This is a genomic window from Corynebacterium sp. HMSC04H06 (assembly GCF_001815935.1).
GTDB lineage: Bacteria > Actinomycetota > Actinomycetes > Mycobacteriales > Mycobacteriaceae > Corynebacterium.
Map to the genome: position 1 here is coordinate 103,397 of NZ_KV823421.1, position 26,127 is coordinate 129,523.

At 63.7% G+C, this 26,127-nt stretch carries 24 protein-coding genes; 14 read left to right on the plus strand and 10 right to left on the minus strand.

Annotated features, from left to right (window positions below; all coding sequences use genetic code 11):
* Nucleotides 1-227: 227 nt before the first annotated feature.
* The 6 genes from ppk2 to HMPREF3067_RS05320 all read right to left on the minus strand — a co-directional run bounded on the left by ppk2 (nucleotide 228) and on the right by HMPREF3067_RS05320 (nucleotide 7,304).
* On the minus strand, nucleotides 228-1,127 hold the full coding sequence (ppk2, locus tag HMPREF3067_RS05300; RefSeq protein WP_070768679.1) for a polyphosphate kinase 2: 900 nt from the start codon (nucleotides 1,125-1,127) through the stop codon (nucleotides 228-230).
* A gap of 131 nt (nucleotides 1,128-1,258) precedes the next feature.
* Nucleotides 1,259-1,390, minus strand: coding sequence for a hypothetical protein (locus HMPREF3067_RS11605; RefSeq protein ID WP_256381267.1), 132 nt, complete (start codon nucleotides 1,388-1,390; stop codon nucleotides 1,259-1,261).
* A gap of 51 nt (nucleotides 1,391-1,441) precedes the next feature.
* Nucleotides 1,442-1,666, minus strand: coding sequence for a hypothetical protein (locus tag HMPREF3067_RS05305; RefSeq protein WP_070768680.1), 225 nt, complete (start codon nucleotides 1,664-1,666; stop codon nucleotides 1,442-1,444).
* Nucleotides 1,667-2,173: 507 nt separating this feature from the next.
* Nucleotides 2,174-3,823 carry a chaperonin GroEL gene (groL, locus tag HMPREF3067_RS05310; protein WP_070768681.1) on the minus strand — a complete coding sequence of 550 codons (1,650 nt, stop codon included), beginning with the start codon at nucleotides 3,821-3,823 and terminating at the stop codon, nucleotides 2,174-2,176.
* A 188-nt stretch (nucleotides 3,824-4,011) separates the two neighbouring features.
* Nucleotides 4,012-5,241, minus strand: coding sequence for a metallophosphoesterase family protein (locus HMPREF3067_RS05315; protein WP_070768682.1), 1,230 nt, complete (start codon nucleotides 5,239-5,241; stop codon nucleotides 4,012-4,014).
* A 104-nt stretch (nucleotides 5,242-5,345) separates the two neighbouring features.
* Nucleotides 5,346-7,304, minus strand: coding sequence for an OPT family oligopeptide transporter (locus tag HMPREF3067_RS05320; protein WP_070768683.1), 1,959 nt, complete (start codon nucleotides 7,302-7,304; stop codon nucleotides 5,346-5,348).
* Nucleotides 7,305-7,487: 183 nt separating this feature from the next.
* On the opposite strand from HMPREF3067_RS05320, the gene HMPREF3067_RS05325 reads away from it, so the two are divergent.
* From HMPREF3067_RS05325 to HMPREF3067_RS05360, 8 genes are all read left to right on the plus strand, one after another.
* Nucleotides 7,488-8,849 (plus strand): dipeptidase, encoded by a 1,362-nt coding sequence (locus HMPREF3067_RS05325; RefSeq protein ID WP_070768684.1) that lies wholly within the window; start codon nucleotides 7,488-7,490, stop codon nucleotides 8,847-8,849.
* A gap of 315 nt (nucleotides 8,850-9,164) precedes the next feature.
* On the plus strand, nucleotides 9,165-12,179 hold the full coding sequence (locus HMPREF3067_RS05330) for a Na+/H+ antiporter subunit A (RefSeq protein WP_070768685.1): 3,015 nt from the start codon (nucleotides 9,165-9,167) through the stop codon (nucleotides 12,177-12,179).
* The gene (locus HMPREF3067_RS05335; protein WP_070768686.1) at nucleotides 12,180-12,680 is read left to right on the plus strand and encodes a Na(+)/H(+) antiporter subunit C; all 501 of its coding nucleotides are present in this window, start codon (nucleotides 12,180-12,182) and stop codon (nucleotides 12,678-12,680) included.
* Nucleotides 12,673-14,433 carry a Na+/H+ antiporter subunit D gene (locus tag HMPREF3067_RS05340; protein ID WP_070768687.1) on the plus strand — a complete coding sequence of 587 codons (1,761 nt, stop codon included), beginning with the start codon at nucleotides 12,673-12,675 and terminating at the stop codon, nucleotides 14,431-14,433. The genes HMPREF3067_RS05335 and HMPREF3067_RS05340 overlap by 8 nt, the downstream gene beginning before the upstream one ends.
* On the plus strand, nucleotides 14,434-14,973 hold the full coding sequence (locus tag HMPREF3067_RS05345; protein ID WP_070768688.1) for a Na+/H+ antiporter subunit E: 540 nt from the start codon (nucleotides 14,434-14,436) through the stop codon (nucleotides 14,971-14,973).
* Nucleotides 14,974-15,249, plus strand: a complete 276-nt coding sequence (locus HMPREF3067_RS05350) for a monovalent cation/H+ antiporter complex subunit F (RefSeq protein WP_070768689.1) — start codon at nucleotides 14,974-14,976, stop codon at nucleotides 15,247-15,249.
* Nucleotides 15,246-15,626 carry a monovalent cation/H(+) antiporter subunit G gene (locus HMPREF3067_RS05355; protein WP_070768690.1) on the plus strand — a complete coding sequence of 127 codons (381 nt, stop codon included), beginning with the start codon at nucleotides 15,246-15,248 and terminating at the stop codon, nucleotides 15,624-15,626. Before HMPREF3067_RS05350 ends, HMPREF3067_RS05355 begins: the two co-directional genes overlap by 4 nt.
* Before the next feature lie 13 nt (nucleotides 15,627-15,639).
* Complete coding sequence (locus HMPREF3067_RS05360) at nucleotides 15,640-16,902, plus strand: glycosyltransferase 87 family protein (RefSeq protein WP_070768691.1); 1,263 nt, start codon at nucleotides 15,640-15,642, stop codon at nucleotides 16,900-16,902.
* On the opposite strand, the gene HMPREF3067_RS05365 is transcribed toward HMPREF3067_RS05360, so the two are convergent.
* The 3 genes from HMPREF3067_RS05365 to HMPREF3067_RS05375 all read right to left on the minus strand — a co-directional run bounded on the left by HMPREF3067_RS05365 (nucleotide 16,899) and on the right by HMPREF3067_RS05375 (nucleotide 19,061).
* Nucleotides 16,899-18,038: a glutamate--cysteine ligase gene (locus HMPREF3067_RS05365; RefSeq protein ID WP_070768692.1), complete on the minus strand. Its 1,140-nt coding sequence runs from the start codon at nucleotides 18,036-18,038 to the stop codon at nucleotides 16,899-16,901. The genes HMPREF3067_RS05360 and HMPREF3067_RS05365 overlap by 4 nt on opposite strands.
* A gap of 71 nt (nucleotides 18,039-18,109) precedes the next feature.
* The gene (locus HMPREF3067_RS05370) at nucleotides 18,110-18,745 is read right to left on the minus strand and encodes a LytR C-terminal domain-containing protein (protein ID WP_083319147.1); all 636 of its coding nucleotides are present in this window, start codon (nucleotides 18,743-18,745) and stop codon (nucleotides 18,110-18,112) included.
* Between the two features lie 10 nt (nucleotides 18,746-18,755).
* Nucleotides 18,756-19,061: a DUF3263 domain-containing protein gene (locus HMPREF3067_RS05375; RefSeq protein WP_070768693.1), complete on the minus strand. Its 306-nt coding sequence runs from the start codon at nucleotides 19,059-19,061 to the stop codon at nucleotides 18,756-18,758.
* Between HMPREF3067_RS05375 and HMPREF3067_RS05380 the strand changes: the two genes are divergently transcribed.
* The 6 genes from HMPREF3067_RS05380 to HMPREF3067_RS05405 all read left to right on the plus strand — a co-directional run bounded on the left by HMPREF3067_RS05380 (nucleotide 19,060) and on the right by HMPREF3067_RS05405 (nucleotide 25,300).
* Nucleotides 19,060-19,683 (plus strand): peptide deformylase, encoded by a 624-nt coding sequence (locus tag HMPREF3067_RS05380; protein ID WP_070768694.1) that lies wholly within the window; start codon nucleotides 19,060-19,062, stop codon nucleotides 19,681-19,683. The genes HMPREF3067_RS05375 and HMPREF3067_RS05380 overlap by 2 nt on opposite strands.
* Nucleotides 19,684-19,686: 3 nt before the next feature.
* Nucleotides 19,687-20,433 carry a GNAT family N-acetyltransferase, cg3035/Rv0428c family gene (locus HMPREF3067_RS11420; protein WP_070768695.1) on the plus strand — a complete coding sequence of 249 codons (747 nt, stop codon included), beginning with the start codon at nucleotides 19,687-19,689 and terminating at the stop codon, nucleotides 20,431-20,433.
* Nucleotides 20,434-20,436: 3 nt separating this feature from the next.
* Nucleotides 20,437-21,246 (plus strand): exodeoxyribonuclease III, encoded by an 810-nt coding sequence (locus HMPREF3067_RS05390; RefSeq protein WP_070768696.1) that lies wholly within the window; start codon nucleotides 20,437-20,439, stop codon nucleotides 21,244-21,246.
* Nucleotides 21,246-22,718 (plus strand): phospholipase D-like domain-containing protein, encoded by a 1,473-nt coding sequence (locus tag HMPREF3067_RS05395; RefSeq protein ID WP_070768697.1) that lies wholly within the window; start codon nucleotides 21,246-21,248, stop codon nucleotides 22,716-22,718. Before HMPREF3067_RS05390 ends, HMPREF3067_RS05395 begins: the two co-directional genes overlap by 1 nt.
* An 862-nt stretch (nucleotides 22,719-23,580) precedes the next feature.
* Nucleotides 23,581-24,780, plus strand: a complete 1,200-nt coding sequence (locus tag HMPREF3067_RS05400; RefSeq protein ID WP_083319148.1) for an FtsW/RodA/SpoVE family cell cycle protein — start codon at nucleotides 23,581-23,583, stop codon at nucleotides 24,778-24,780.
* 82 nt (nucleotides 24,781-24,862) lie between these two features.
* Nucleotides 24,863-25,300 carry a hypothetical protein gene (locus HMPREF3067_RS05405; RefSeq protein WP_070768699.1) on the plus strand — a complete coding sequence of 146 codons (438 nt, stop codon included), beginning with the start codon at nucleotides 24,863-24,865 and terminating at the stop codon, nucleotides 25,298-25,300.
* 2 nt (nucleotides 25,301-25,302) lie between these two features.
* Here HMPREF3067_RS05405 and HMPREF3067_RS05410 read toward each other — a convergent pair.
* On the minus strand, nucleotides 25,303-26,127 hold an 825-nt coding region (locus HMPREF3067_RS05410; protein WP_141759329.1), incomplete at its 5' end, for an MFS transporter.

Genomic DNA, 26,127 nt, shown 5'->3' on the forward strand with positions numbered 1-26,127 from the left:
AGAAGAACTAGACGACGAGCTCAACGAAGAACCCGACGACAACGAGGACAAAGAGGATAGAGACGAAGTAGAAGACACAGACGACTGCGCGTGCGCCACCGGTGCAGCAAGGACCGCGATGCACAGCAAGCTGACGAAAAAACGGGAAGAGTTATTCACCCCAATAACTCTTCCCTACCCGCTTCACCGCAGGGTGACGACGAGATTAACCCTTAGGAAACTTCCTCCTAGTCACCGATCTGGTCGCGGCCGCGCTTGACGATGTTCTCGTCTACCTCGCCCACGACGGAGTGGTCCTTGTTCGTGTACTCGAACTTGGACAAAACGTAGCGCATGGCGTTGATGCGGGCGCGCTTCTTGTCATTCGACTTGATGGTGATCCACGGGGACTCGTCCGTATCCGTGTAGCGGAACTGCTCTTCCTTGGCGCGGGTGTAGTCATCCCACTTGTCCAAGGAAGCTAGGTCCATTGGCGAGAGCTTCCACTGGCGCACCGGGTCGATCTGGCGGATGGCAAAGCGGGTGCGCTGTTCCTTCCGGGTCACGGAGAACCACAGCTTGGTCAGGGAGATGCCAGAGCCTAGGATCATGTTCTCCAACATCGGCACCTCGCGGAGGAACTCAGCGTGCTGCGACTCGGTGCAAAAGCCCATGACGCGCTCAACGCCGGAGCGGTTGTACCAGGAACGGTCGAAGAAGACGATTTCCCCGCCGGCCGGGAAGTGCTGGATATAGCGCTGGAAGTACCAGGAGGTCGACTCGCGCGGGGACGGCTTCTCCAGGGCCACCGTGCGCGCACCACGCGGGTTGAGGTGCTCGTTGAAGCGCTTAATGGTACCGCCCTTGCCCGCGGCGTCGCGGCCCTCAAAGAGGATAATGTGGCGCTGGCCCGTTTCCTTGGTCCAGTTCTGCCACTTCAGCAGCTCGATCTGGAGCGCACGCTTAGTGGACTCGTATTCGTCGCGCGTCATGCGCTCGTCATAAGGGTAGTTTTCCCGCCAGGTCTGGACCGGCGAGCCATCCGGCATAATCAGCGCCGGGTCATCCTCATCAGAGTCGTCGACGACGTAGCCGTCGGTCTGCGCCAAGTCGATCTCGGGAAGTTCGTCGTCTTTGTGTTCAGCCATGTATTAAGTGTAACCTCCCCACCCCATTCTGGCGCGCCGATCTAGACATCTACTGTGCACCAACGATCAAAAAGACCCCGTCCGAAGACGGGGTCTCAAGCCAACTGCTTCAAGCAGTTAGAGCATTGTTCTTAGACGAACATGCCGATCAGCTGGGACAGACCCTTGCCGAGATCAACCAGCGGTGCCATGAAGTCGGTGAAGCGGGCCAGATCTGCAGCGAAGGCGGAAGAACCAGCAAAGAAATCGAGAGCGTTCTCCATTTTATTTCTCCTTATTTAGAGTTGATTGATGGTGTCTGCGATATCAGAGAATTACTTCTCAGCAGCCTCAGCGGCAGCCTCAGCGGCAGCCTCAGAGGCATCTACGTTCGCAGCAGTGTTCGGGAAGAAGTCGCCAGCCTCCGGGTTAGAGGACAGGAAGAAGACGCCGTTGAACAGATTGTTGACAATGTTCGGAATAGCGTTGAAGACCTTGCCCCAGCCTTCCCAGGTGTCAACGAAGTTGTCGATGTGAGTCTGGATGAGAGAGAGATCCATATTGAACTCCTAATCTAGTTCCGACTTACGCCGGAGAGGGTTTGCGGTTTTGCAGACACCCTGCGGGCGTCACACGAAGTAATTTTGCCACAATATTTCCGAACGTCAACCGGAGTATTTCTCCATAATTTATTTAACACCAAAAACTCACGCCACACTCGACACTTAATATTTAGGCGGTTCAGGTGTGCCACCCCCGCTTTTCCTGCAGTTTTGTACGAGAATTCCAGGAATTTTTTTCATTCACAGATTTCTACGTAACAGACATTTGTTTCGCCGCGATAAACCTACCCAAATTTCCAAGGTTTCAGCGTCAGAATCCCCTGGGCCGCCACCCTATTACAGGGGTAATTTAAGGTCTGGATCCCTGGCTTTCACGGGGACGAAATCTTAAGTCTGAACAACTGTTAAACGGGTGCTGTAAAGCCATTTAAGGCGAGATACATACGCCAAAAGGCCGCCCCCCTGGGTGGGAGGCGGCCTTAGCTTTATGGGCTGATTGTGGACTTAGAAGCCGCCCATGCCACCCATGGCATCGGCAGCAGCTGCGGCGTCGCCCGCACCGGCCGGCTGCGGCTTGTCAGCCACGACGGCCTCGGTGGTCAGGAACAGGCCCGCGATGGAGGCCGCGTTCTGCAGGGCAGAGCGGGTGACCTTTACCGGGTCGTTGATGCCCTTCTCCATCAGGTTGACGTACTCGCCGGTGGAGGCGTCCAGGCCCTCGCCAGCCGGCAGGGAAGCAACCTTGTCGGCCACCACGCCCGGCTCCAGGCCGGCGTTGTAGGCAATCTGCTTCAGCGGAGCGGACAGGGCCTCACGGACGATCTTGACGCCGGTGGCCTCGTCGCCGGTCAGGTCGGACAGGCTGTCCAGGGCGGAAGCCGCCTGCAGCAGAGCCACGCCGCCGCCGGCGACGATGCCCTCCTCGACGGCTGCCTTCGCGTTGCGGACAGCGTCCTCGATGCGGTGCTTGCGCTCCTTGAGCTCGACCTCGGTGGCGGCACCGACCTTCAGGACGGCCACGCCGCCGGACAGCTTGGCCAGGCGCTCCTGCAGCTTCTCGCGGTCGTAGTCGGAATCGGAGTTCTCGATCTCGGCGCGGATCTGCTTGATGCGGCCGTCGATCTGCTCCTGGGCACCGGCGCCCTGGACGATGGTGGTGTCATCCTTGGTGACAACGACCTTGCGGGCCTGGCCCAGCAGCGGCAGGTCGGCGGTCTCCAGGGACAGGCCGACCTCCTCGGAAATGACCTGGCCGCCGGTCAGGATGGCCATGTCCTGCAGGGTGGCCTTGCGGCGGTCGCCGAAGCCCGGGGCCTTGACGGCCACAGACTTGAAGGTGCCGCGGATCTTGTTGACCACCAGGGTGGACAGGGCTTCGCCCTCGACGTCCTCGGCGATGATCAGCAGCGGCTTGCCGGCCTGCATGACCTTCTCCAGCAGCGGGACCAGGTCCTTGATGTTGGAGATCTTGGAGGAGACCAGCAGGATGTACGGATCCTCCAGGACGGCCTCCTGGCGCTCCATGTCGGTGGCGAAGTAGCCGGAGATGTAGCCCTTGTCGAAGCGCATGCCCTCGGTGACCTCGAGGTCCACACCGAAGGTGTTGGACTCTTCCACCGTAATGACGGAGTCCTTGTTCACCTGGCCGTTGCCCACGGTGTACATGGCCTCGGCGATCTTCTCACCGATAGCCGGGTCCGCAGCGGAGATGCCAGCGGTGGTAGCGATCTGCTCCTGGGTCTCGACCTCCTTGGCCGAAGACAGCAGCGAGTCCACGACGGCCTTGGTGGCGGACTCGATGCCGCGCTTGATGCCCATCGGGTTGGAGCCAGCCGCGACGTTGCGCAGGCCCTCGCGAACCAGAGCCTGGGCCAGGACGGTAGCGGTGGTGGTGCCGTCACCGGCAACATCATCAGTCTTCTTCGCTACTTCCTTGACCAGCTCGGCACCGATCTTCTCGTAAGCATCTTCCAGCTCAATCTCGCGTGCGATGGAAACGCCATCGTTGGTAATGGTCGGAGCGCCCCAGGACTTCTCCAACACAACGTTGCGGCCCTTCGGGCCCAGGGTGACCTTGACGGCGTCGGCCAGGGTATTCAGGCCGCTTTCCAGGCCGCGGCGGGCCTCTTCATCGAAGGCGATAATCTTTGCCATGGTGTTTGTGCTCCTCGTTTATTAGATAGGACGACACTCACGTCGGTGCTTGCATGGACGCCCGCGACGGCATGATTGGCGAGTGTTAGACCAACCTCAACCATGCAAACCAAGATTTCTAGCACTCGCCTTCTGCAAGTGCTAAAGACCATTCTGGCACTCGGGACCCCCGAGTGCAAGGACGCTTCCTACCACGAGCTGCCTGAGCTCAGACTGCTGGAGTTTAGGCTGCTCGAACCCTCTTCCTCGCCGGCAGTGACGTAATCGGGCAAAGCCTTCGGCGCATCCAGGGGTTGCTTGGCCGGGGACATGTCCAACCCCAAGTCCTTGGCGAAGATGACACGGGTGGACTCGTATACCTCCGACGCATCCAGATTCAGCTCGAAAACCCGCGCGCCGCGCAGTGTATGCATGGCCAGCGTGCCGTCCCGCAGGCCGTAGGGGCCAAACCCGGTGCCCGGCGCGTAACCCAGCTCCACACCGAAGTAGTTCCCCTTATACGTATTGATGTGGTCGTGCCCGCAGTAGATGCCCTTGACGTCCCCGCGGTTGGCCACCGCGGCGTAGATGCCGGAGTTGAACGCGCCTTTGTAGACGTCCTCGTTCTTCTCACCGACAATCTGATGGCGCTGCTTCGCCTTCCCATGATCGATCAGGGAATTCTTGTCCGGACCGCCGAACCACATGTCGCGGTGCTCGTAGGTCGGAATGTGGAAATACATCAGCCCCGGGACCAACGCGCCGGCTTGGTCCTCCAGCTTCCGGGAATTGTCCTCGTACCAACGGATCTGGGCCGGGCGGAGGTAGTCGTACCCCGGCAGGTCCTCCACCGGTTGGCCGGCGACTTCCTCACCGAGGTACGCGCCCGAGTCCAGCAGCCAGAGCGCAAACGCGGGCTTGTCTCCATCCAGGAGAGGAATCAACGTATTCGAGACGCCATAGCCCTCCCCCGTGGCCGGCGCGTTGCGGTTGTGTCGGTATTGCCTGACAAAGCGGGTCATCTCCGGCTTCCGCACGGTGACCGCCTCGACCTCCTCGGCCGGGTCCTCGTCGTGGTTGCCAAAGGTCACCGCCCACGCGATGCCGCGCTCTTCCATCGGTAAGACCACGTTGTTGATGGCCTGGTAGACCTGCTCGTTGGTGGCCGGCCCGGCCGCGATGACGTCACCATTAATAAGGGCGAAATCGGGCTCTTCCATCTCCAGAACCTTCTCCATGAACTCGATGGTCCGGCGGTCAGTGAGGTGGTCATCCTGCGTGTCGTTGAACTGGATGACCTTGAAACAGCGCTCGGCGTTAAAGCGCAGCGCCTTTTGCGCTGGGGCCGCGACGGCGGCCGGCTGGTGGGTGGTGGCAGCAGCAGTCATTCCCAGCGCGCCGGTGGCGGCCAGGAAAGTACGGCGGTTAAAAGGGCTCACGGGCTTTTCTCCTCTACTATACGAATGCAAAAGCAGAGCCTACGCAGTCGAGATAGCCCGTGAGTTAAATCTGCGTAAACTCTGCTTCTAGTTTTCTGAGCGCCTTAGGCCTCCTGCGATTTCTTCGCGGTGTAGCGGTAGACGAAGGCGAGCACGACCACGAAGAGGATGGCGCCGACCCAGTTGGCGGCGGGGCCGCCGACGAAGATCTCCAGCGGGCTGTCGCCGCCGGAGGCCGCGATGATGGCCGCGTTGACCACGCCGAACAGGGACTCGCCGACGATGAGGCCGGTGGCGGCCAAGGTGCCCAGCCGCTTCTTGGCCTCCGCGCCGTCCTGCTTGGCGGCCCAGCGGTTGTAGAAATAGCCCAACAGGGCGCCGATCGGGATGGTCACCGAGAGCGTGGCCGGCAGGTACATGCCCATGCCGGCGGCCAGCGGCGACAGGGACTTGTTCGCGGTGGTGCGCTGCAGGGTCTCATCGATAACGATCAGGATGGCGCCAATTCCGGCTCCTAGGAAAATGAGGTTCCAGTCTAGGGAGCTGTCGAAAATACCGGAGGCGACCGAGGACATCAGGGCGGCCTGCGGGGCGGCCAGCGCGTCTTCGCCGGCGCCCTCCATGCCCTGGAAGCCGAAACCGGTCAGCATGACCTGCAGGATGGGCGGGATGACCAGGGAGCCGAAGACGACGCCGATGACCAGGGCGACCTGCTGCTTCCACGGGGTCGCGCCGACCAGCTGGCCGGTCTTGAGATCCTGCAGGTTGTCGTTGGAAATCGTGGCAATACCGAAGACGATCGCGGCGGTGAACAGGGTATACGCCACCAGGGAGAGCGGATCGGCGCTCGTGCCGCGGGTCACGGCGGCAATGATCAGGGAGGCGGCCAGCACCGCGATGATGCCGATGGAGGAGATCGGCGAGTTAGACGCGCCGATAAGGCCGGCCATGTAGCCACAGACCGAGGCGATGATCAGGCCGGCCAGCAGCGTAAAGAGCACGGAGACGGTAATCAGCACGCCCATGTGCTCGTGGATGTCGGTGCCCTGCACGAAGTCCCACAGCAGCAGCCCAATGGGCAGCATCAGCAGCACGATGGTGGTGACCACGTACGGGAAGGGGATGTCGCGCTCGGTGACGTCGACAGCCTGGCCCGCCTTGCGCAGGCGGGAGGAGGTGAGGCTTTCGCCGATGCCCTTGACGATGGGCCCGATGATCTTCAGCAGCGTCCAGATGGCGGCAATCGCCATCGCGCCCACACCGATGAAGCGGATCTCGTCCGAGAAGACGGTGTCCACCACATCCGGCAGGCTGGCCACGGCCGTTATATCCCCGGTCTTCCAGGGCAACAGGATGAAATAGGAGATGCCGACGCCGACCAGCATGGCGATGCCCACGGGCAGGCCGACCAGGTGGCCGACGCCGATAAGCGCCGGCGAGAGGCTCATGCCCAGGGTGGTCGCACCCGCGCCCAGCTTGAAATAGCTGCCCAGCGAGGAAGCAGCAGCCTTCATGGCCGCCAGCAGGCTCATCCCCGCAGAGACTAGGCCGCCGACTAGGATGACGCGCAGGCCGCGGGCGTTCTCGACGTGGTTGCCGTTGTCGTCGCCGACCTTGAGCACCTCAGCCGCGGCGACGCCCTCCGGATACGGAAGGTCGGAGCCGGTGACCAGGGCGCGGCGCAGCGGGATGGAGTACATCACGCCCAGGATGCCGCCGATGGCACAGACCGCGGCGGTCTCCAGGAAGGAAAAACCAGTCCAGTAGCCGACCATGACCAGGCCGGGCAGCACGAAGATGATGGCCGACAGGGTGCCGGCTGCCGAGGCGATGGTCTGGACAATGTTGTTTTCTTTAATATTGTGCCCGGCGAACTTCCGCAGGATAGCCATGGAAATCACGGCTGCCGGGATGGAGGTGGCAAAGGTCAGCCCCACCTTCAGGCCGAGGTAAACGTTAGCGGCGGTAAAGACTAGGGTAATAAGCCCGCCGATAATGATGCCGCGGAGGGTAAGCTCCCGCAGGCTCGTCTGTGAACCGGCGGCGGTTTCCGTTGTCGCCATGCCAGGTCCTTTCTAGCTAGTATGGAGGTTTTCGCCCGCGTCCGGAAGGCGTACTGCCGAAACCTGACAGGATAGGTTTCCTAGTGGGTAGTTTCCTGGTTGCGAGTTAACGAAATTCTAGTACTTGACAGGTTAATTCCCTAAACGAGCCTCCCAGTAGGCGGGACGGGTAGTTTAGAGGGCATGACCGAAAACATTTCCGCACAGCAAGCACTCGAATTCGTCACCGGCGACCGCGAGCAGATTTTTAAGCAGCTTTCCGAGCTAGTCGGCTTCAACTCCGTCCATGGGGATCCGGAGCTTCAAGACCAGACCGAAAAGGCCGCCGCGTGGGCCGCCAACGCCCTGCGCGAGCTGGGCGCCGAGGTGGAAGAGATTGCCGCGGTGGACGGCTCCACCGCCGTGGTGGGCACCCGCGCCGGCAAGGAGGGCGCGCCGACGGTGCTGCTCTACTCCCACTCCGACGTCGTGCCGGCCGGCGACCCCGCCGGCTGGGACTCTGATCCTTTCACCCTGACCGAGCGCGACGGCCGCTGGTACGGCCGCGGCGCCGCAGATTGCAAGGGCAACGTCGCCATGCACCTGGCGGCCCTGCGCGCCGTCGAGGCCCTAGGCGGGACCGACCTGAACCTGAAATTCCTCATCGAGGGCTCCGAGGAGCAGGGCGGCGAGGGCCTGTCCCACCTCATCGAGACCCGCCCGGAGCTTTTTGCCGCCGACGCCATCATGATCGCCGACGCCGGAAACGTGAAGGTCGGCCAGCCGACGCTGACGACCTCCCTGCGCGGCGGTGGCCAGATCGTGGTCCGCGTGGACACGTTGTCTTCCCCGGTACACTCCGGCCAGTTCGGCGGCGCCGCCCCGGACGCGGTCAAGGCCCTGATGCGCGCCATTGACTCGCTCAGCGACGACCAGGGCCGCCTGGTCATCGACGGCGTCGACACCCGCGCCAAGTGGGAGGGCCGGGAGTACTCCCGCGAGGACTACCGTGCGGACGCGCAGCTGCTGGACGGCGTGGGCATCCTGGGCGATGAGACCGACGCCGTGGCCGACTTCCTCTGGGCCCGCCCGGCCGTGAGCGTGACCGGCTTTACCTCCACCCCGGTCGCCGAGGCGGTCAACGCCGTGCCCGCCACCGCGCAGGCCAACCTGAACGTGCGCGTGCCGGCCGATATGGACCCGCGCGAGGTCATCGACGGCATCGTCAGCCACCTTAAGGCCCACACCCCGTGGGGCGCGCACGTAAGCTGCGAGGTCCCGGAGGTCAACCGCGGGTTTACCACCGATCCGACCAAGCCAGCCCTGGCCACCCTGGGCGAGTGCCTGGGGGCCGCCTACGGCGCGGAAGTCGCCCAGGTCGGCATGGGCGGTTCCATCCCGCTGACCGTGGAGCTGCAGGAGGCCCACCCGAACGCGGAGATCGCGCTGTACGGGGTCGAGGATCCGCAGGCGGCCATCCACTCCGCTAACGAGTCCGTGGATCCGACGGAAATCGAGCGCATCGCCACCGCCGAGGCGCTGTTCCTCCTGCGTTACGGTAAATAAACCCAACGGGCGCCGCCAACTGAGCCCATATAATACTGCGTGGAAAAATTTAGGTTTAAAAACCAGCACTTTAACGGTAAAGTGGGGAAACGTTGGCCGCGCCATTCATGACGCCGCCTCAACGCTGGACGCTCCCACTTGGTGGTGTCGCTTGTGTTTCTCAGTGAAAATCAGATCGGTTCCGCCGCCATCCTTAAGCGCGGTGAATGAGTGCAGACTGCCGCTGGGGCAGCACCGTTGTGCGTCGACATGGACCCTTTCCTCGCGGCACCCTGTCCTATCCGCGACTTACACGTAGGGAGCACTCGTCTCACCGTGCTGATTTTGCTTTGCGCACTGCTAATCGCCTCGATCAGTGCGCCTATCCTGATCCACTATCTGGGCAGACCCGCGTTCGGTATGCTCGCCCTCGTCCCTGGCGCCGGCTTCGTGTGGGTACTCAGCCTCTTTGCTAGCGGGACGTTCAACCACGGCGGATCCGTCGACGTCTCCGTCGAATGGATGCCCGCGGCACACCTGGCCTTCGACCTGCGGCTGGACTCCCTCGCCGGGTTGTTCAGCCTAATTGTGCTGGGCGTGGGCGCGCTGGTCCTGGTCTACTGCTGGGGTTATTTCGACCAAACTCCCCGGCGTTTGTCCATGTTCGGCGCGCAAATGGTCGCCTTCGCCACCGCCATGTTCGGCCTGGTGGCCTCCGACTCCATGCTGCTGATGTACGTCTTCTGGGAAATCACCTCCCTTTTGTCGTTCCTGCTGGTCTCCTACTACGGCGAGCGCGCCTCCTCCCGCCGCGCCGCCCAACAAGCACTCATGGTCACCGTGCTGGGCGGGCTGGCCATGCTGGTCGGCATCATCCTCTTCGGCCGCCAGACTGGCATCTGGCACTTCTCGGAGATCTCCGGGCTGGAGCAGATCGAGCTCACCCCGTACATCACCGCGGCCATCGTGCTGATGCTCTTCGGCGCGCTGACCAAGTCCGCCATCGCCCCGGCGCACTTCTGGCTGCCGGGCGCTATGGCCGCGCCGACGCCGGTCTCGGCCTACCTACACTCCGCGGCCATGGTCAAGGCCGGCATCTATTTGGTCGCCCGTCTGGCCCCGGACCTGCAGGTGGTAGACACCTGGCACCTGGTCATCATCCCGCTGGGCGTTATCACCATGCTGCTGGGCGGCTGGATGGCGCTGAAGCAGAAAGACCTCAAGCTCATCCTGGCCTACGGCACGGTCTCCCAGCTGGGCTTTATCACCGCTGTGGTGGCCATCGGCTCTAGAGAGGCCATGCTGGCCGGCCTGGCGCTGACGTTTGCCCACTCACTGTTTAAGGCCCCGCTGTTCATGGTGGTCGGCGCCATCGACCACACCGCCGGCACCCGCGACATCAACGAGCTGTCCGGCCTGGGCCGCCGCCACCCGGTGGTCTACGGCCTGGCGATCGTCTCCGCGCTGTCCATGGCCGGCATCCCGCCGCTGTTGGGGTTCGTGACCAAGGAGGCGGTCATCGAGTCCGTCATGCACGAGCAGCTTTTGGTCGGCATGCCGCGCAACATGCTGCTAGTCGGCGTGGTGCTAGGCTCCATCCTGACTATGGCCTACGCGCTGCGCTTCCTCTGGGGCGCTTTCGCCACCAAGCCGGCCACCCACCCAACGGGCGGCGGCACCTCCGAGGCGGTGGAGAACATGCACGCCATCGGGCCCATGCTCTGGTTCCCGCCGGCCGCGCTGACCGCCTGCACGGTGGCCTTCGGCGTCTTCCCACGCCCGCTGTCGGTTCTCATCAACCAGCACCTGGACAACGTCTACGGCGCGGACCCGGAGGCGACCTACCTGGCGCTGTGGCACGGCTTCAACCTGCCGCTGGCCATCTCCGCGCTGATTATCGTCTGCGGTGTCGCCATGCACTGGCAGCGCGGCGTGGTGGCCAAGGCCCAGCTGGAGCACCCGGCCCTGGGCTCGGCCGACGTGGCTTACGATGCCACCATCGACGGCATCCGCAACCTGTCGCTGCGCACCACCGCCTTCACCCACCGCGGCTCCCTGCAGATGAACCTGACCATCATCTTCGCCTGCCTCATGCTGCTGCCGGCCGCCGCGATCGTCTCCGGCGGCCTCAACGACGTGCGCATGGTCGTGGCGGAAAGCCCCTGGCAGGCCATCGCCGCCATCATCATGATCGTCGCGGCCATCGCGGCGACCGTCACGCACAACCGCCTGTCGGCCGTGCTGATCGTCGGCGTGTCCGGCTACGGGCTCTCCGCCGTCTTCGCGCTGCAGGGCGCGCCGGACCTGGGCCTGACCCAGCTGCTGGTCGAGACCCTCATCGTGGTGCTGTTCATGCTGGTGCTGCGCAAGATGCCGGCCAACGTCGAGTGGCGCCAGGGACCCCAGCTCAACCGGCTGCGGGCCTGGCTGTCGGTGGGCGTGGGCCTAACCGTGACCATCGTGGGCATGTTCGCCATCAACTCCCGCACCGCAGACCCCATCTCGGAGCCCATGCCGGAGCTGGCCAAGGAGATCGGCCACGGCGCGAACGCCGTCAACGTCCTCCTAGTCGACATGCGCGCCTGGGACACCATGGGCGAAATCACGGTGCTAGTCATCGCCGCCATCGGCGTGGCCTCCCTGATTTTCCGCACGCAGTCCTTCGAGCGCGACTCCCGCCGCCCGACGCTGCGGGTGACCGGCCGCCGCTGGCTGGCCGCGGAGGTCGAGACAGAGCAGGCCCTGAACCGCTCGCTCATGATCGACGTGTCCACCCGCATCCTCTTCCCGCTGATGATGGCGCTGAGCTTTTACTTCTTCTTCGCTGGGCACAACGCCCCGGGCGGCGGCTTTGCCGGCGGCCTGGTCGCCGCGCTGGCACTCACATTGCGCTACCTGGCCGGCGGCCGCGAGGAATTGGAGGAGGCCCTCCCGGTCGATCCGGGCCGGCTCATGGCCACGGGCCTGTTCGCCTCCCTGGCCGCAGCGATTGTGCCGATGTTCTTCGGCCGCCCGCCGCTGGCCTCGGCCTACGGCTCCCTGGACATCCCGCTCATCGGCAGCGTGTCCTTCCCCTCGGCGCTGGTCTTCGACGTGGGCGTCTACCTGATCGTCATCGGACTCATCCTGTTTATCCTCTTCTCCCTGGGCGGCAAGCTCGACGAGGAGGAAGAGGTCCGTAAGCAGCGCGCCCGCGACCGGGCCCGCTCGCTGGCCCGCCGCCAGCGCCAACGCGAAAACGCAAAAAACAAGAAGGCCGCGGCGGCCCGCGCCCAACCGGCCAAGGCGGTAGCGCACCACCAGTCCACCGCCAACGACATCACCAACCGATCCACCGGAAAGGAGAAATAAATGGAAGCGAACCTGTTCTTGCTGCTCGCCACAGGCGTGCTGATCTCCGCCGGCGTCTACCTCTTGCTCGACCGCGCCATGACCAAGATGATGCTGGGCCTGCTGCTCATCGGCAACGGCGCCAACCTGCTCATCCTGCAGGCCGGTGGTTCGGCCGGCTCCCCGCCGGTGATGGGCCGGGAAACCGCCCAGTACGGTGAGAAGATCGCCGACCCGCTGGCGCAGGCGATGATCCTGACCGCCATCGTGATTTCCATGGCCATGACGGCCTTCATCCTCACCCTGGCCTACCGCCAGTACCGCTACCGCACCGCCGACGTCATTGAGGACGACGCGGAGGATGCCGCCATCGCGAAGATCGCCGCCCGCCCGGGCAACGCGGCGGCCGCGCCGGACCACGACGCCTCCGACGACCCGACCACCGGCCGCGCCACCAAGCACGGCGACCAATTCGGCCCGAAGTTCTTCGAGGAGCCCGTGAAGGGGGCCAAGGATGAGTGAGACTTTCCAGCCCATCGTCGACTGGGCCCTGCCGAACATGGGCTACATCATTCCGCTGCCCATCCTGATCCCGGCCCTGGCCGCCGCGGCCGCGATGATGTTCGCCAAGAAGCCGGGCGTCCAGCGCCAGATCGCGTTCTTCTCCCTGCTGGTTACGGCCGCGGTGAACGCGGTGCTCATCATCGTCGCCGACGCGGAGGGCATCCAGACCGTCCAGATTGGCGGCTGGGACGCACCCGTGGGCATCACGCTGGCCGCCGACCGGCTGGCCTCGGTGATGCTGTTTACCTCCTCCATCGTGCTCTTTAGCGTGATGTGGTACGCCATCTCCCAGGGCGTGCGCGACGGCTCCAAGGACGAGCCAGTGGCGGTCTTCCTGCCGACCTATATGTTGCTGACCATGGGCGTGAACGTCTCCTTCCTGGCCGGCGACCTGTTCAACCTCTACGTCGGCTTCGAGATCTTCCTGGTGGCCTCCTACGTGCTGCTGACCCTGGGCGCCTCGCCCGGCCGCGTACGCGCCGGCGTGGGCTACGTGATGGTCTCCATGGCCTCGTCGATGATCTTCCTCTTCGGAATCGGCATGGTCTACGCCTCCGTGGGCACGGTCAACCTGGCACAGATCGGCATGCGCATGGAGGACATCCCGGCCGGCACGCAGACCGCCATCTACGGCGTGCTGCTTATCGCCTTTGCGATTAAGGCCGCCATCGTCCCGTTGGACGCCTGGCTGCCGGACTCCTACCCCACCGCCCCGTCGCTGGTGACCGCAGTCTTCGCGGGCCTTCTGACCAAGGTCGGCGTCTACGCGATTATCCGCATGCGCACCACGGTCTTTACCGACGGGCGCCTGGACACGCTGCTGATGTGGGTGGCCCTGGCCACCATGGTGCTGGGCATTCTGGGCTCTATCGCCCAAAGCGATATCAAGCGTTTGCTGTCCTTTACCCTGGTCAGCCACATCGGCTACATGATCTTCGGCGTGGCGCTCGGCACCGCCCAGGGCCTGTCCGGCGCGATCTTCTACGCCGTCCACCACATCCTGGTGCAGACCTCCCTGTTCCTGGTGGTCGGCCTCATTGAGCGCCAGGCCGGCACCTCTTCGCTGCGCCGGCTGGGCTCGCTCATCTACTCGGCCCCGCTGATCGCCATCCTGTACTTCATCCCGGCGGTCAACCTGGGCGGCATCCCGCCGTTCTCCGGCTTCATGGGCAAGATCCTGCTGCTGCAAGCCGGCGCTAACGAGGGCTCCTGGCTGTCCTGGGTGCTCATCGCCGGCGCCGTGATCACCTCCCTGCTGACCCTCTACGTGATGATGCTGGTCTGGTCCAAGGGCTTCCTGCGCGACCGCGCCGATGCCCCGGAGGGCAACGTGGCCATGGCCCGCCCGTCCCCGCTGGGCGATATCACCGACGAGGTCGCCTACTCCGATCGCGAGGACGTCGGCAAGCTGCCGCTGGGCATGGTCGGCTCCACCGCGCTGCTGGTGGTCGCCTCCACGGCGATCACCTTCCTGGCCGGCCCGATCTCCGGGATCACCTCGCGCGCCGCCGAGTCGGCGCAGGACACCTCGATCTACCAGTACGCGGTGCTGGGCGACAACGCGGACAACCCCACCCGGCACCTGGACCAGCGCGAGCGCTACCACGGCGGCCAGGATTCCCTGGAGTCGCGCACGCATCCGCTGCCCGAGCCGGAGCCGGGGGTTGCCACCAGCCCGAACGACATCGACGAGTCGGAGGAGGAAGAGTAAATGACTCATCCCATCAAACCCACCTTTTCCCGCCGGCTCAGATACCGCTTCCGCCCGGGCTTCCTGCTGGCTATCACCGTCATGTGGGTGCTGCTCATGGGCGAGGTCTCCATTGCCAACATCGTCGCCGGGGTCGGCGTCGGGCTCGTCATCATGGTGATTTTCCCGCTGCCGGCGATGCCCATCAACGGCCTGTCGGTATCTTGGGGCAGGCTCATCAAGTACGCCTTCACCTGGACCGGGGAGCTCTTTCAGGCCTCGCTGAAGGTCGGTTGGTTGGGCGTGCGCCCCCAGCCAAAGCCGCGCAGCGCCATCCTAAACGTCCCCATGCGCGTGGAAAGTGAATTCGTTCTATCCTTTGCGGTGATGCTCTACAACCTGCAGCCGGGTGGCACGATCACGGATATCGACATCGCCAACCGCATGCTGACCGCCCACGTGCTGGACGCGGACACGGACACCGACATCGCGCGCGAGATCGACAACATCCGCAAGCTGGAGGCGCACATGATCGATATCTTTGAAAGGAAGGTGCGCTAGATGGACCCGACAATCTACAACATCGTCTTGGCGGGCGCCGCCGTGCTGTTCATGGCCGCATTCCTGATGACCACCTGGCGGATCATCGTCGGCCCGAACTCCATGGACCGGCTGATCGGCATGGACGGCTTTGTCGCCATGTTCCAGTGCGCCATGGCGGTTTATATCTGCTGGACGCTGAACACCACCGTGGTCAACTCCATGCTGGTCGTGGCCCTGCTGGGCTTCATTTCCACGGTCTCGGTCACGCGCTTTAGGAAGAGGGATAACCAGTGACTTATTCGCTCATCGCCGATATTGTCTCGCTCATCCTCATCGTCTGCGGCGCGCTGCTGGTCTTCTCCGCGGCCGTGGGCGTGGTGCGCTACAAGGACACCATGTCCCGCGTTCACTTCGTGACCAAGCCGCAGACCGTGGGGCTCATCCTGACCATGCTGGGCGCCCTCATTAGGGTGACCGGCTCCGAGACCTTCGGGGGCGCGGAGCGAGGAGACCTCGGCATGCTCTTCCTACTGGTACTCTTTGCGATGATGACCAGTCCCGTTACCGCGCAGCGCATGTCCCGTATTGCCCGGCGTGAGGGTCTGTACGGAAAGGAAGAGGATATGACACGCAACGACCGACCGGCAGGCAAATCCATGCGTCGGAAGTAGCAGGCACCCCGCTGTGAAGAAAATCTACGGTCTGCCCACCGTCGGGCTGGTTTTCCTGGCCCTTACCTGGTGGGCCTGGCACCAGATCGCGCCGGTGCGGGAACAGTCCGCCTTCGTCTGGCGGATGCCCCTGGATTTGGCGATCTATCTCAAGGGCGGCGCGGAGGTCGCCCAGGGCCAGCCGCTCTACGACGGCCCGCTGATTTTTGATCTCCCCTTCACCTATCCCCCGTTCGCCGGCGTGGTCTTCGCCGGCCTCGATCCCTTAAGCGACAACGCAACCATGGCGCTGTGGCACGGCGCGACCTTCCTGGCGCTTTTCGCCGTCGTCGCCCTAGCCCTGCGGGAGCGCGGCCTGCGCCTGGGGGTGCTCGGGGTTGTCGTGTTCTTGGTCTTCACCCTGACCACCGTCAACCTGGAGCCCATCCACGGCACGGCCTTCTACGGCCAGATCAACGTTTTCCTGATGTTTCTGGTCGCGCTCGATTTCCTGCCGCGGAAGTTCCGCCTGGCTGGCATCGGCACCGGCCTGGCCGCCGGGCTGAAGCTCACCCCGGCGTATATGGGCCTGATTTTTATCATTCAGCGCCGCTGGTGGCACGCGGTCATCTGCGTGCTGACCTTCCTGACCACCGTGGTGGTGGGCCTAGCGGTGGTGGGCGACGGCATGCGCTTTTGGACGGAGTCGATGTTCGAGTCCTCGCGCGTGGGCGCGCACACCAACCCGGGCGCGCAGGCGCTGCGCTCGGTGCTGGAGCGCGCCTTCGGCGTGGCCGGCGGGCCGGTCTGGCTGGGCGTTGTCGTGGCCGTCTTCGTGCTGACCTGCGCGGCGGTAGCACTGGCCAGCCGCAGCGGGAACAACACGCTAGCACTGGCCTTTACAGGCTTGAGCTCCTGCCTGGTCTCCCCGTTTAGCTGGTACCACCACTTCGTCTGGGTGGTGCCCTTGGGCCTCGGCTTTTTCGCCTGGATCAACCAGACTCTGGGCCGCAGATGGCGCGGCACCGTCCTCCGCGAGCAGGTAGTCGGGCTGTTCTCCGTCGCCGGGCTCTGCCTGGTCCTCGCCCCGTTCGTGGGGCAGCGCAGCTTCCCCTGGTTTGCCTACCGCACCTTAGACGGGCTGGAGGCCACCTGGCCGGCGCTGGTCTTTTCCTGCTCCCCCATCGTCTTCATGCTGGTCTACGTCATCTACCGGCTCATCCCGCGCACCCGAGTCGACGAGGGCCCGGACACTCAGGACCTGCCCGTGGTCACCGGCCGGCACCGCGCGGCCTAGCGCACTGGGCGTTTGTCCTCCATCTCCTGGCAGGCCAGGTCGACTGCACCGACCCAGCTGCCGGTGGATTCGAAGATGGCGCGCTGGCGCTCGTAGCCGGCGCCGCCGTCGATGATCTCGCTGATAAGCTGCAGCTCTTCGGCGCAGCCCAGCTCGCGGCTTAGGTCCGCTAGCTCTTCCATCAGGTCGGCCAGCTCGTCCTTGACCCAGCGCTCGTCCGTCTCCCGCGAGGTGATGACCAGCGCGTCCATGCCATAGCGCGCCCCGCGCCACTTGTTCTCAGCCACGTGCCACGGCTGCAGGGTGGGTAGCTCTTCCCCGGCCTCCAGCATGCGGTCGTAGTGGACGACCAGGCAGTGGGTGAGGGCGACGATGGCGGAAAGTTCGCGCAGGTTGCTCGTGGCGTCGGAGACGCGCACCTCGACCGTGCCCCACTTGGAGGCCGGCCGGATGTCGAAGTGCATGGAGCCGGTGTGGTTGATGACCCCGGAGATCGCCTGATCCCGCATGTAGTCCTGCCACTGGGACCAGGTGGAAAACTGGTACGGCATGCCGGCGGTGGGGAGCTGCTGGTAGAGCATGGTCCGGTTGGAGGCGTAACCGGTATCAATTCCCTCCCAGCCCGGGGAGGAGGCGGAGATAGCCAGCAGGTGCGGGTACTTGGTCATCAGCGCGTTGATGATCGGCCAGACCTTGTCCTCGTGGCTGATCCCGACGTGGACGTGGGTGCCCCACAGCAGCATCTGCTGGCCCCAGTATTGGGCGCGGTTGATAATTTCGCTGTAGGCCTGCTTTTCCGAGACCGGGTTTTCACGGAAGTCGGAAAACGGGTGCCCTCCCGAGGACCACAGCTTAACCCCCATCTCGTCTGCCACGGCGCGGACCTTGTCCAGGGTGCCGCCCAGATCCGCCATGGCCTCCGGCACGGTGTGGGTAATCCCCGTGACCAGCTCGACGGTGTTTTGCAGGAATTCCTTTTCCAGGCGGACGTCCGGGTACGCGGCACGGACTCGATCGATGAGCTCGGCGCCGCGCGGGACGAAATCCCGCGTGTCTGGATCCACCAGCGCTATCTCCCACTCCACGCCCAGGGTGGGCTCGGCGGAGCGCGCGAATTTTTCTTCCGGGATCTTCACGCGTCAATCGTATCTATTCGGCGTTAGAATCCGTTAGCTGCCGCGCCTTTTAATTCTTTCTTTACACGTATTTAGGCATCGGTGAGCACCACGGTCAGCCCGCGGCCTTCCGTGGCCCTGTCCGGCAGGCTGTCGATGTTTTCGCGGGCGATGCCGCCCAGCCCCGAGGCGATCTTGCGGGCCTCGGCCTCCGCGACCGCGTCGCCCTTGGGGAAGAAGACGGTGGTCTCCGGCAGGACTTCCTCGGGGAAGTTGCCCACCTCGCCCAGCTCGTAGCCCTTGCCCTCCAGGTCACGGGAGACGCGATCGGCCAGGCCCTGGGTCATGGAGTTATTCAGCACGCTGACCTTCTTCGGGGCCGGCTGCTCGGCCGGGGCCGGGTTGGCCTGCTCCGGCTGTTCCGCTGCCGGGGCGGCGTCCTCAGCCGGGGCCGGCGCCGGCGACGGGGCGTCGCTACTGTGCTCGGCGTCGGCCTCCGGCTGCTGGCTGGGCGCGGCCGCAGAGGTGGTCGGGCCCTCCGCGCCGCCAGCAGGGGCGGAAGAGGTGGCGGCGGCCGGGGTGGATTCTTCGTCCCCGCCGCCCTGGGTCAGGGCGTAGAGGGCCCACAGGCCCAGCACGACGGCGACGGCGATGAGCACCATCGCGAAACCGCGCAGGGGCAGGCTGGTCGAGGTGGCGTCGTTCTTCTCCTGATTCACATTAGTCACAGAACTTACTTTAAACCCCAGGAGTTTCATTTTGTTGCGCGGCGCGCCGGATTTCTTCGCGCTGGCCGCGCACCCGCCGCAGGCGGCCCACCAGCACCGGCGCGTATTGCTGCGCCGCCGGCAGGTCCAGCAGCGCGTTGAGGCGTTGGTGGTAGCGCACTGGCGTGAGGTCCAGCTGGGCGCGGATGGCCTCTTCCTTGCGGCCGACGGCGCGCGGGGCGCGGGCTTCGAAGTCCAGAATGGCCACGTCCTGCTCGGATAGGCCGGACAGGTCGGGTAGGTCAGATTGCGCGGACATGCTTAAACTGTAGAACATGAGTATTCGCCCCATCGTGATCCACGGCGACCCCGTGCTGCATCACCCCACCGAAAAAGTCACGGAAGACATCTCCAGCCCGGAGTTCCAGCAGCTCATTAGCGATATGCACGAGACCATGGACGCCGCCCACGGCGTCGGGCTGGCCGCCAACCAGATCGGCATCAACAAGCGCCTGTTCGTCTACCACTGCCCGGACACCGACGGGCCCGACGGCACGGAGAAGGAAGACGGCGAGATGCGCCGCGGCTGCGTCATCAACCCGGTGCTGGAGACCTCCGAAATCCCCGTGACCATGCCGGCGGACGACGGCTCCGATGACGAGGGCTGCCTGTCCGTGCCGGGCGAGTCCTTCCCCACCGGCCGCGCCGACTGGGCCCGGGTGACCGGTCAGGACGAAAACGGCAACGACATCACCGTCGAGGGCTACGGCTTCTTCGCCCGCTGCCTGCAGCACGAGGTCGGCCACCTGGACGGCTACGTCTACACCGACACCCTCATCGGGCGCTACAAGCGCGCGGCCAAAAAGGCCATCAAGCGCGAGGGCTGGAACGTCGCCGGGCTGACCTGGACCCCGGGCGTGGACGAGGATCCCTTCGGGCACACGGACGAGCAGGACTAGGCCGTGGGCTTCGCGTTTCGCTCCGACGCGGTGGAGGTAGGCGACCGGGTCGTGGCCCGGCGCGAATACGCCGGCGGGGTCAAAAGCGACGTCATCGGGCACGTGCAAAGCCTCGACCCGCTGGTCATCCGCCCGCAGCAAGTGGGCGGCTACCCCTCTGACAAGGAGGCGGTGGAAATCGCGCCGGACGAGCTGAAGATCATCAAGAAGCTCTCCCCGCGCACCATCCGCAACTCGGATATCCGCCACGTCGAGGAGGCCATCGCAAACGCCTACCCGGAGGCCCACCAGCGGTGGTCGGCGGACGGGCAGTGGCTGATGCGCGCTTCCGGCTCGGTGCCGCTGGGCCCCTCGGCCGGTTTTACCCCCATGCCGACCACCGAGATCCTCGACCACGCAGGCCCGCGCCTGCTGCTGCCGGAGCGCATCGGCAAAAACGGCCTGCCGCACTCCCGCCCACTGGGCCCGGAGCAGGTCTGCTACGTCGGTAAGCTGCCCGATGACTTTAGCGCCGAGGACACCGACACCGCGCCCGCCGCCCTGGGTACTGCCGGCGACGACACGGTGTGGGTGGTCGTGCCCACCGCCCCGGCCAGCGCGGCCGAGCTGCGCGACACGCTGCGCTGGGGCCGGGCCCAGGGCGCGACCCGCGCGGTGATGGTCCTGGAGGTCCCGGATGCCGCCGCCCGCGCTATCGCCGCCGAGTGCGGCCTGGATGAGCACCATCGGCGGCGGTTCGCTACCCTGTAAATCATGCGCATAGCCACCTGGAACATCAACTCCGTCCGCACGCGGGCCGAGCGCGCGCTGGCCCTGCTGGACGCCCACGACATCGACGTGTTGTGTCTGCAAGAGACCAAGGTGGCTGATGAGAAATTCCCGACCCAGGTGTTCGAGGACGCCGGCTACCACGTGGCCCGGCACGGCCTGAACCAGTGGAACGGCGTGGCCATTATCAGCAAGCAGGCCCCGGAGGAGACCTACGAAGGCTTCCCCGGCCAGCCCGGCTTCGCCAAAGACCCGGACAAGGAGCAGGCCCCGGAGGCCCGCGCGCTGGGCGTGGTCATCCGCGGCGTGGAGATCTGGAGCCTGTATTTCCCCAACGGCCGCGAGATCACCGATCGCCACTACGACTACAAGCTGCAGTTCTACTACGCGCTGGCGCGCTACGTGGAGCAGCGCTCCCACCGCAAGCTGCTGCTGACCGGGGACTTCAACGTCGCCCCGCGCGACGAGGACGTCTGGGACCTGTCCGTTTTCCGGGGAAAGACCCACGTGACCGAGCCGGAGCGCGCCGCCTTCCAGATGCTGCTGGAGGCCGGCACGCAGGAGGTCACCCGCCAGTTCACGCGGGAAGAGCGCTGGACCTACTTCGATTACAAGGGTATGCGCTTCCAGAAGGGCGAGGGCATGCGCATCGACTTCCAGCTGGCCTCGCAGCCGCTGGCCGAGCGGGTGCGCTCCGCCGCGGTCGACATGGGCGAACGCGCGGAAAAGGGCACCTCCGACCACGTGCTGCTGATGGCGGACTACGACCTTCCGGACTTCGACGCGGTGCACTAATGAGCCTGAGCATTGATCTAACCTTCTGGCAGGCCTTCTTCATGGCGCTGGACTACGCCATCAAGGCCGTCGCCATCGGCATTGTCCCAGAGGGCCGCCGCCCGTCCAGCTCGAATGCCTGGCTACTGACCATCCTGTTGCTGCCCTTCGTGGGCCTGCCGCTGTTTTTGCTGATGGGCTCGCCGTATATCAACCGGCGGCGCCACCGCATCCAGCAAGAGGCGAACGAGATGATAGACGACATCACCGCCGCCACCCCGGATCATCCGGAGGACCGCCTGCCCGCGGAGGTTGAATCCCTCATCCACCTCAACCGCGAGCTGACCGGTTTCCCCTGCCTGGTCGGCCACAACCAGGGCCTGCACGCGGACTACGCCGAGTGCATCCGGGCGATTGCCCGCGCTATCGATGCCGCCGAGGAATACGTCTACGTCGAAATCTACATCCAGTCCTGGGACGAGGCCACCGACGTCTTCTACCAGTCCCTGGCCCGCGCCCGCCAGCGCGGGGTGGAGGTCAAGCTACTACTCGACCAGATAGGCAGCATCAAGTACCCGGGCTATTTCAGCTTCGGCAAGAAGCTCAACGCCATCGACGTCGACTGGCGCCTCATGCTGCCCATCCAGCTGCACAAATTCCGCTTCCGCCGGCCCGATCTGCGCAACCACCGCAAGATCGTGGTCATCGACGGCCACACCGGCTTCCTGGGCTCGCTGAACATGATCAAGCGCCAGTACAAGACCGAGGACCGCGCCTGGATCGACTACATGGTCGAGCTGACCGGCCCGGTCGTCACCTCCCTGGCCGCCGTCTTCGCCGTGGACTGGTACCTGGAATCCAACGAGACCCTGGGGCTCAAAGAACTGCCCTACGACGACGCCTGGGACGCCGACGCCAACTTCCTGCAGCTCATCCCCTCCGGGCCGGGCTATACCACGGAGCCGAACCTGCGCATGTTCAACTCCGTGGTGCACCACGCCAAGGAGCGCCTAGTGATGGTCTCGCCCTATTTCGTCCCAGACGAGTCCCTCATGGAGGCCGTCACCACCGCCTGCTACCGCGGCGTGCGGGTGGAGCTCTACGTCTCCGCCAAGGCCGACCAGTTCATGGTCAACCACGCCCAGTCCTCCTACTACCAGACCCTGCTAGAAGCCGGCGTCCACATTTACCAGTTCCCCGAGCCCTACGTTTTGCATTCCAAGTTCACCCTCGCGGACCCGGACGAGCCGGCCAATACCTCCACCTACCCGCTGGCCATGTTCGGCTCTTCCAACATGGACATGCGCTCGTTCGGACTAAACTACGAGTCCACCATGCTGGTAGCCCGCGGCGACCTCATCGACCAGCTCAACCAGCTAGCCGCCAACTACCGCAGCGTCTCCCACGAGCTGACCCTCGAAGAGTGGAACACCCGCGGCTTCTTCCGCCGCTACGTGGACAACGTCATGCGGCTGACCTCGGCGCTGCAATAAGCCGCTATGAATAAAATTACCCCCGGTACAAATGTCCTGCCTTGAACACCGTCTACTTTTCCGGAAAAAATTACCCCCTAATACGTTTGTCTTTATTTTTCAGTAACCTTTGCTGAGACGTTTCCATCGGGATTACCTATCCCGAGCGTCCCCTCTCTCTTAAGGAGTATTCTTTGTTTCCCCTCCGTAAAGCAAACGGCCTTCTAGCCTCTGCGCTAGTCCTCGGAAGTCTTTTCACCGCAACCTCAGCAACTGCCCAGGAATACCACGAGGAGTTTTTCAACCCAGAAGGTGTCTCGTACAGCCTGGAAGAACTACAAAATAATCCTGAGGTAACTTTGGTCGAAATCCCTGATGAGACCGAAGACTCCCTGACCTTCTTCGCAAATCCCAACAAAGCTTCTGGGCCCGGCACCAATCAGATTCGCTCCTGCTACGTTGCCGTGTGGCACCCCAGCCAAAATCCGTCCACCCCTTGGGTCGGAGTCCAGGGCCAGCGAGCCGGGTGTTCCCACACAGCCGGTTTTCGACTTGAGCTCTACAAGGAGCGACCCGGTTTTCTTCCCGATAAATATCTATCTGGCACGGGCGGCCACAACAACATGACAATTCGGACGGCTGCAAAGTGCGCTGGAAACGGACGCTACTACGGCAAAGTCGTCACCGACTATCGCACTACCGTAACAAGTGACAAAATCCGCCTCTGCTAGGACCTAACTTCTCGTCAATGAAGCTCATAAGTTATCAATCCTTGAATGTACCAGGGACTACAGGACCGCATTCAGCTCGCGCCCGCTGGATCGAGCTTAGCCTACTGGCCTGTCAAGCCGTTCTGGTTCTAACGTGTAGTGCCGTTCTTAGCATGCGGTATGCAGATACTTCACCGGAACATTTGTATAAGCTGCTCGGAATCTATTCCGTCAGCTTGCTTGCTATTCACCTGCTGTTATGCCGTTTTGCACCTGACGCAGACCAGCTCCTTTTCCCGCTGTGCGCGACGCTTAACGGTCTCGGATTGATATTTATCATTCGCTTAGACGCTTCTACCGGCAAAGAGCTGGCCGGCCGGCAGATCCTCTGGACTCTGGTCGGCTGCCTTGCCTGCGTGGTTTTCCTCTTATTTATAAGCAACCCGCGTTCTCTTGCCCGCATTTCCCACATTGCGGGACTAACCGGGTTAATCCTTCTAGCTTTACCACTGGTATGGCCACAACCTACTGCTGCGGATGCCCGAATTTGGCTAAAGCTTGGCCCCTTCTCCATTCAACCCGGTGAATTCGCCAAGATACTATTTATCCTTTTCTTTGCAATTCTATTTACTCAGAAACGCGCCCTGTTTACCATTGCTGGAACTAAGATTGGCCCCCTTAGTTTCCCACGCCTGCGGGACCTCGCCCCGATCTTTCTCGTATGGGCACTAGTAATGCTTATCATGGGGGTCTCCAATGACTTCGGCCCAGCACTACTGTTCTTCCTAACCGTCCTCGGCATGCTTTATATCGCCACCTCACGAGTATCATGGCTGCTCATCGGTATAGCTCTGACAACCGTCGGTTCGGTCCTAATTTATGCGGTTTCCGACAAGATCCAGCAGCGCGTATCTAATATGCGCGATCCATTGGCGAACTACTACACCATCGGCAACCAACTCTCGGAGTCCCTTTTCGGACTCTCCAGTGGCGGGATAACCGGTTCGGGATTGGGTAGCGGTCACCCCGAACTCATTCCCCTAGCCCACTCCGACTTCATTCTCGGTGCTGTCGGGGAAGAACTCGGACTCTTCGGACTTGCGGGCGTGCTTCTTATTTTTTCCTTGCTTAGCTCTCGCATCTTTCGGATCGCCCTCCGCGCTTCCCATACTTACACCAAACTGATGACCGCTGGATTCGGACTCACTCTTACCCTCCAAGTCTTCATCATCACTGGCGGTATCTCCGGACTCATCCCCATGACCGGGCTAACCACTCCTTTTATGTCCGCCGGAGGATCTTCCATCATCGCGAACTACATCATGCTCGCCTTACTTCTCCGCATTTCCCACTATGAAAAGAGCAGCTCCTAAGTCACACCCATCAGTGACGCATCAACATTGCTAGAGTGGGGAGCAGAAAGTTCAATCCCCGTTCGCTTTTATAAGGAGCATCATGTCCAAGTCTTCCAAGCCCACCCTCGGCCACCGTCTCGCCTCTGTCGCACTGCGCGCTATCCCGGGCGCATTCATCCTCAACTCCGGCATCGGCAAGCTGGGCCTGCACGGGGAAAACGCGGCTGGCCTGCGTGACTTCGCCGCCACCGGCGTCCCGGCTCTGGGCGATATGGATCCGGATACCTTCGGCAAGTTCATCTCCTACTCGGAGATCGGCATCGGCGGCGCCCTGCTGGCCCCGTTCATCCCGAACCGCCTGGCGGGCCTGGCCCTGACCGGCTTCTCCTCCGGTCTGTTGACCCTGTACTTCAACAACGAGAACATGACCCAGGACGACGGCATCAGCCCGTCCGAGGATGGCACCGCCATCGCCAAGGACAGCTGGATCCTGGCCATCGGCCTGGCCCTTATCGCCCTGGGCAAAGGCAAGAAGTAAAACTACTCGCCCACATGCCAGCGCGTGGCGGCCAAGGCGGCGGCCGCCGCCACGCCCGCGCAGGCGCACATGCCCAGTGACATCGTCAGCAGACGATCACTGCCCAGCCCCATCAGCGGGCTAACCAGCCCGCCCAGCAGTGACTGGACCCCGCCCATCACGGCCGAGACCGAACCGGCCTTATCCCGGCGCAGGCCCGTGGCCAGGGCCGCGGAATTGCCCATGATGAACCCGGTGGGCGCAACGCAGAAAAACAGCGCGACCAGCACCACCCCGCCGCCGACCCCCAGCGCGATGGTGGCCAGGAGCACCGCGTTCGCGCACACGCTTAAACCCACCCCGGCGCGCAGCATCACCTTCGGGCCGTGGCTGTCCACCAGCCGCATATTCACCAAGTTCGCAGCCAACAGGCCCAGCGAATTCACCGCGAAGACCAGCGAGTAGCCGGCCGGGCTAAAGCCCAGCACGTCCTGAATGACAAAGGGCGAGGCGGAGATGTAGCAGAACATCGCGCTAAAGCCGAAGGACATCGAGCCCAGGTAGCCCAGGATCGCCGGGTGGGACAGCACCGTGGCGTAATTGCCCAGCACCTGGCCCAGCAGGTGACCCTGCCGGTTCCGGCCGCCGGTTTCCGGCACGACCAGCCACGCCAGGAGCAGCTGCACCACGTGCAGGCCCACCAGCACCCAGTAGATGCCGCGCCAGCCGATGGGCTCGGCCAGCAGGCCGCCGATGATGGGCGCCAGCGCCGGCGCGATGGCCTGGATGGCCATGAGCAAAGAAAAAGCCCGGGCCGCGGCCTTGCCGGCCAAAAGGTCCGGCAAGGC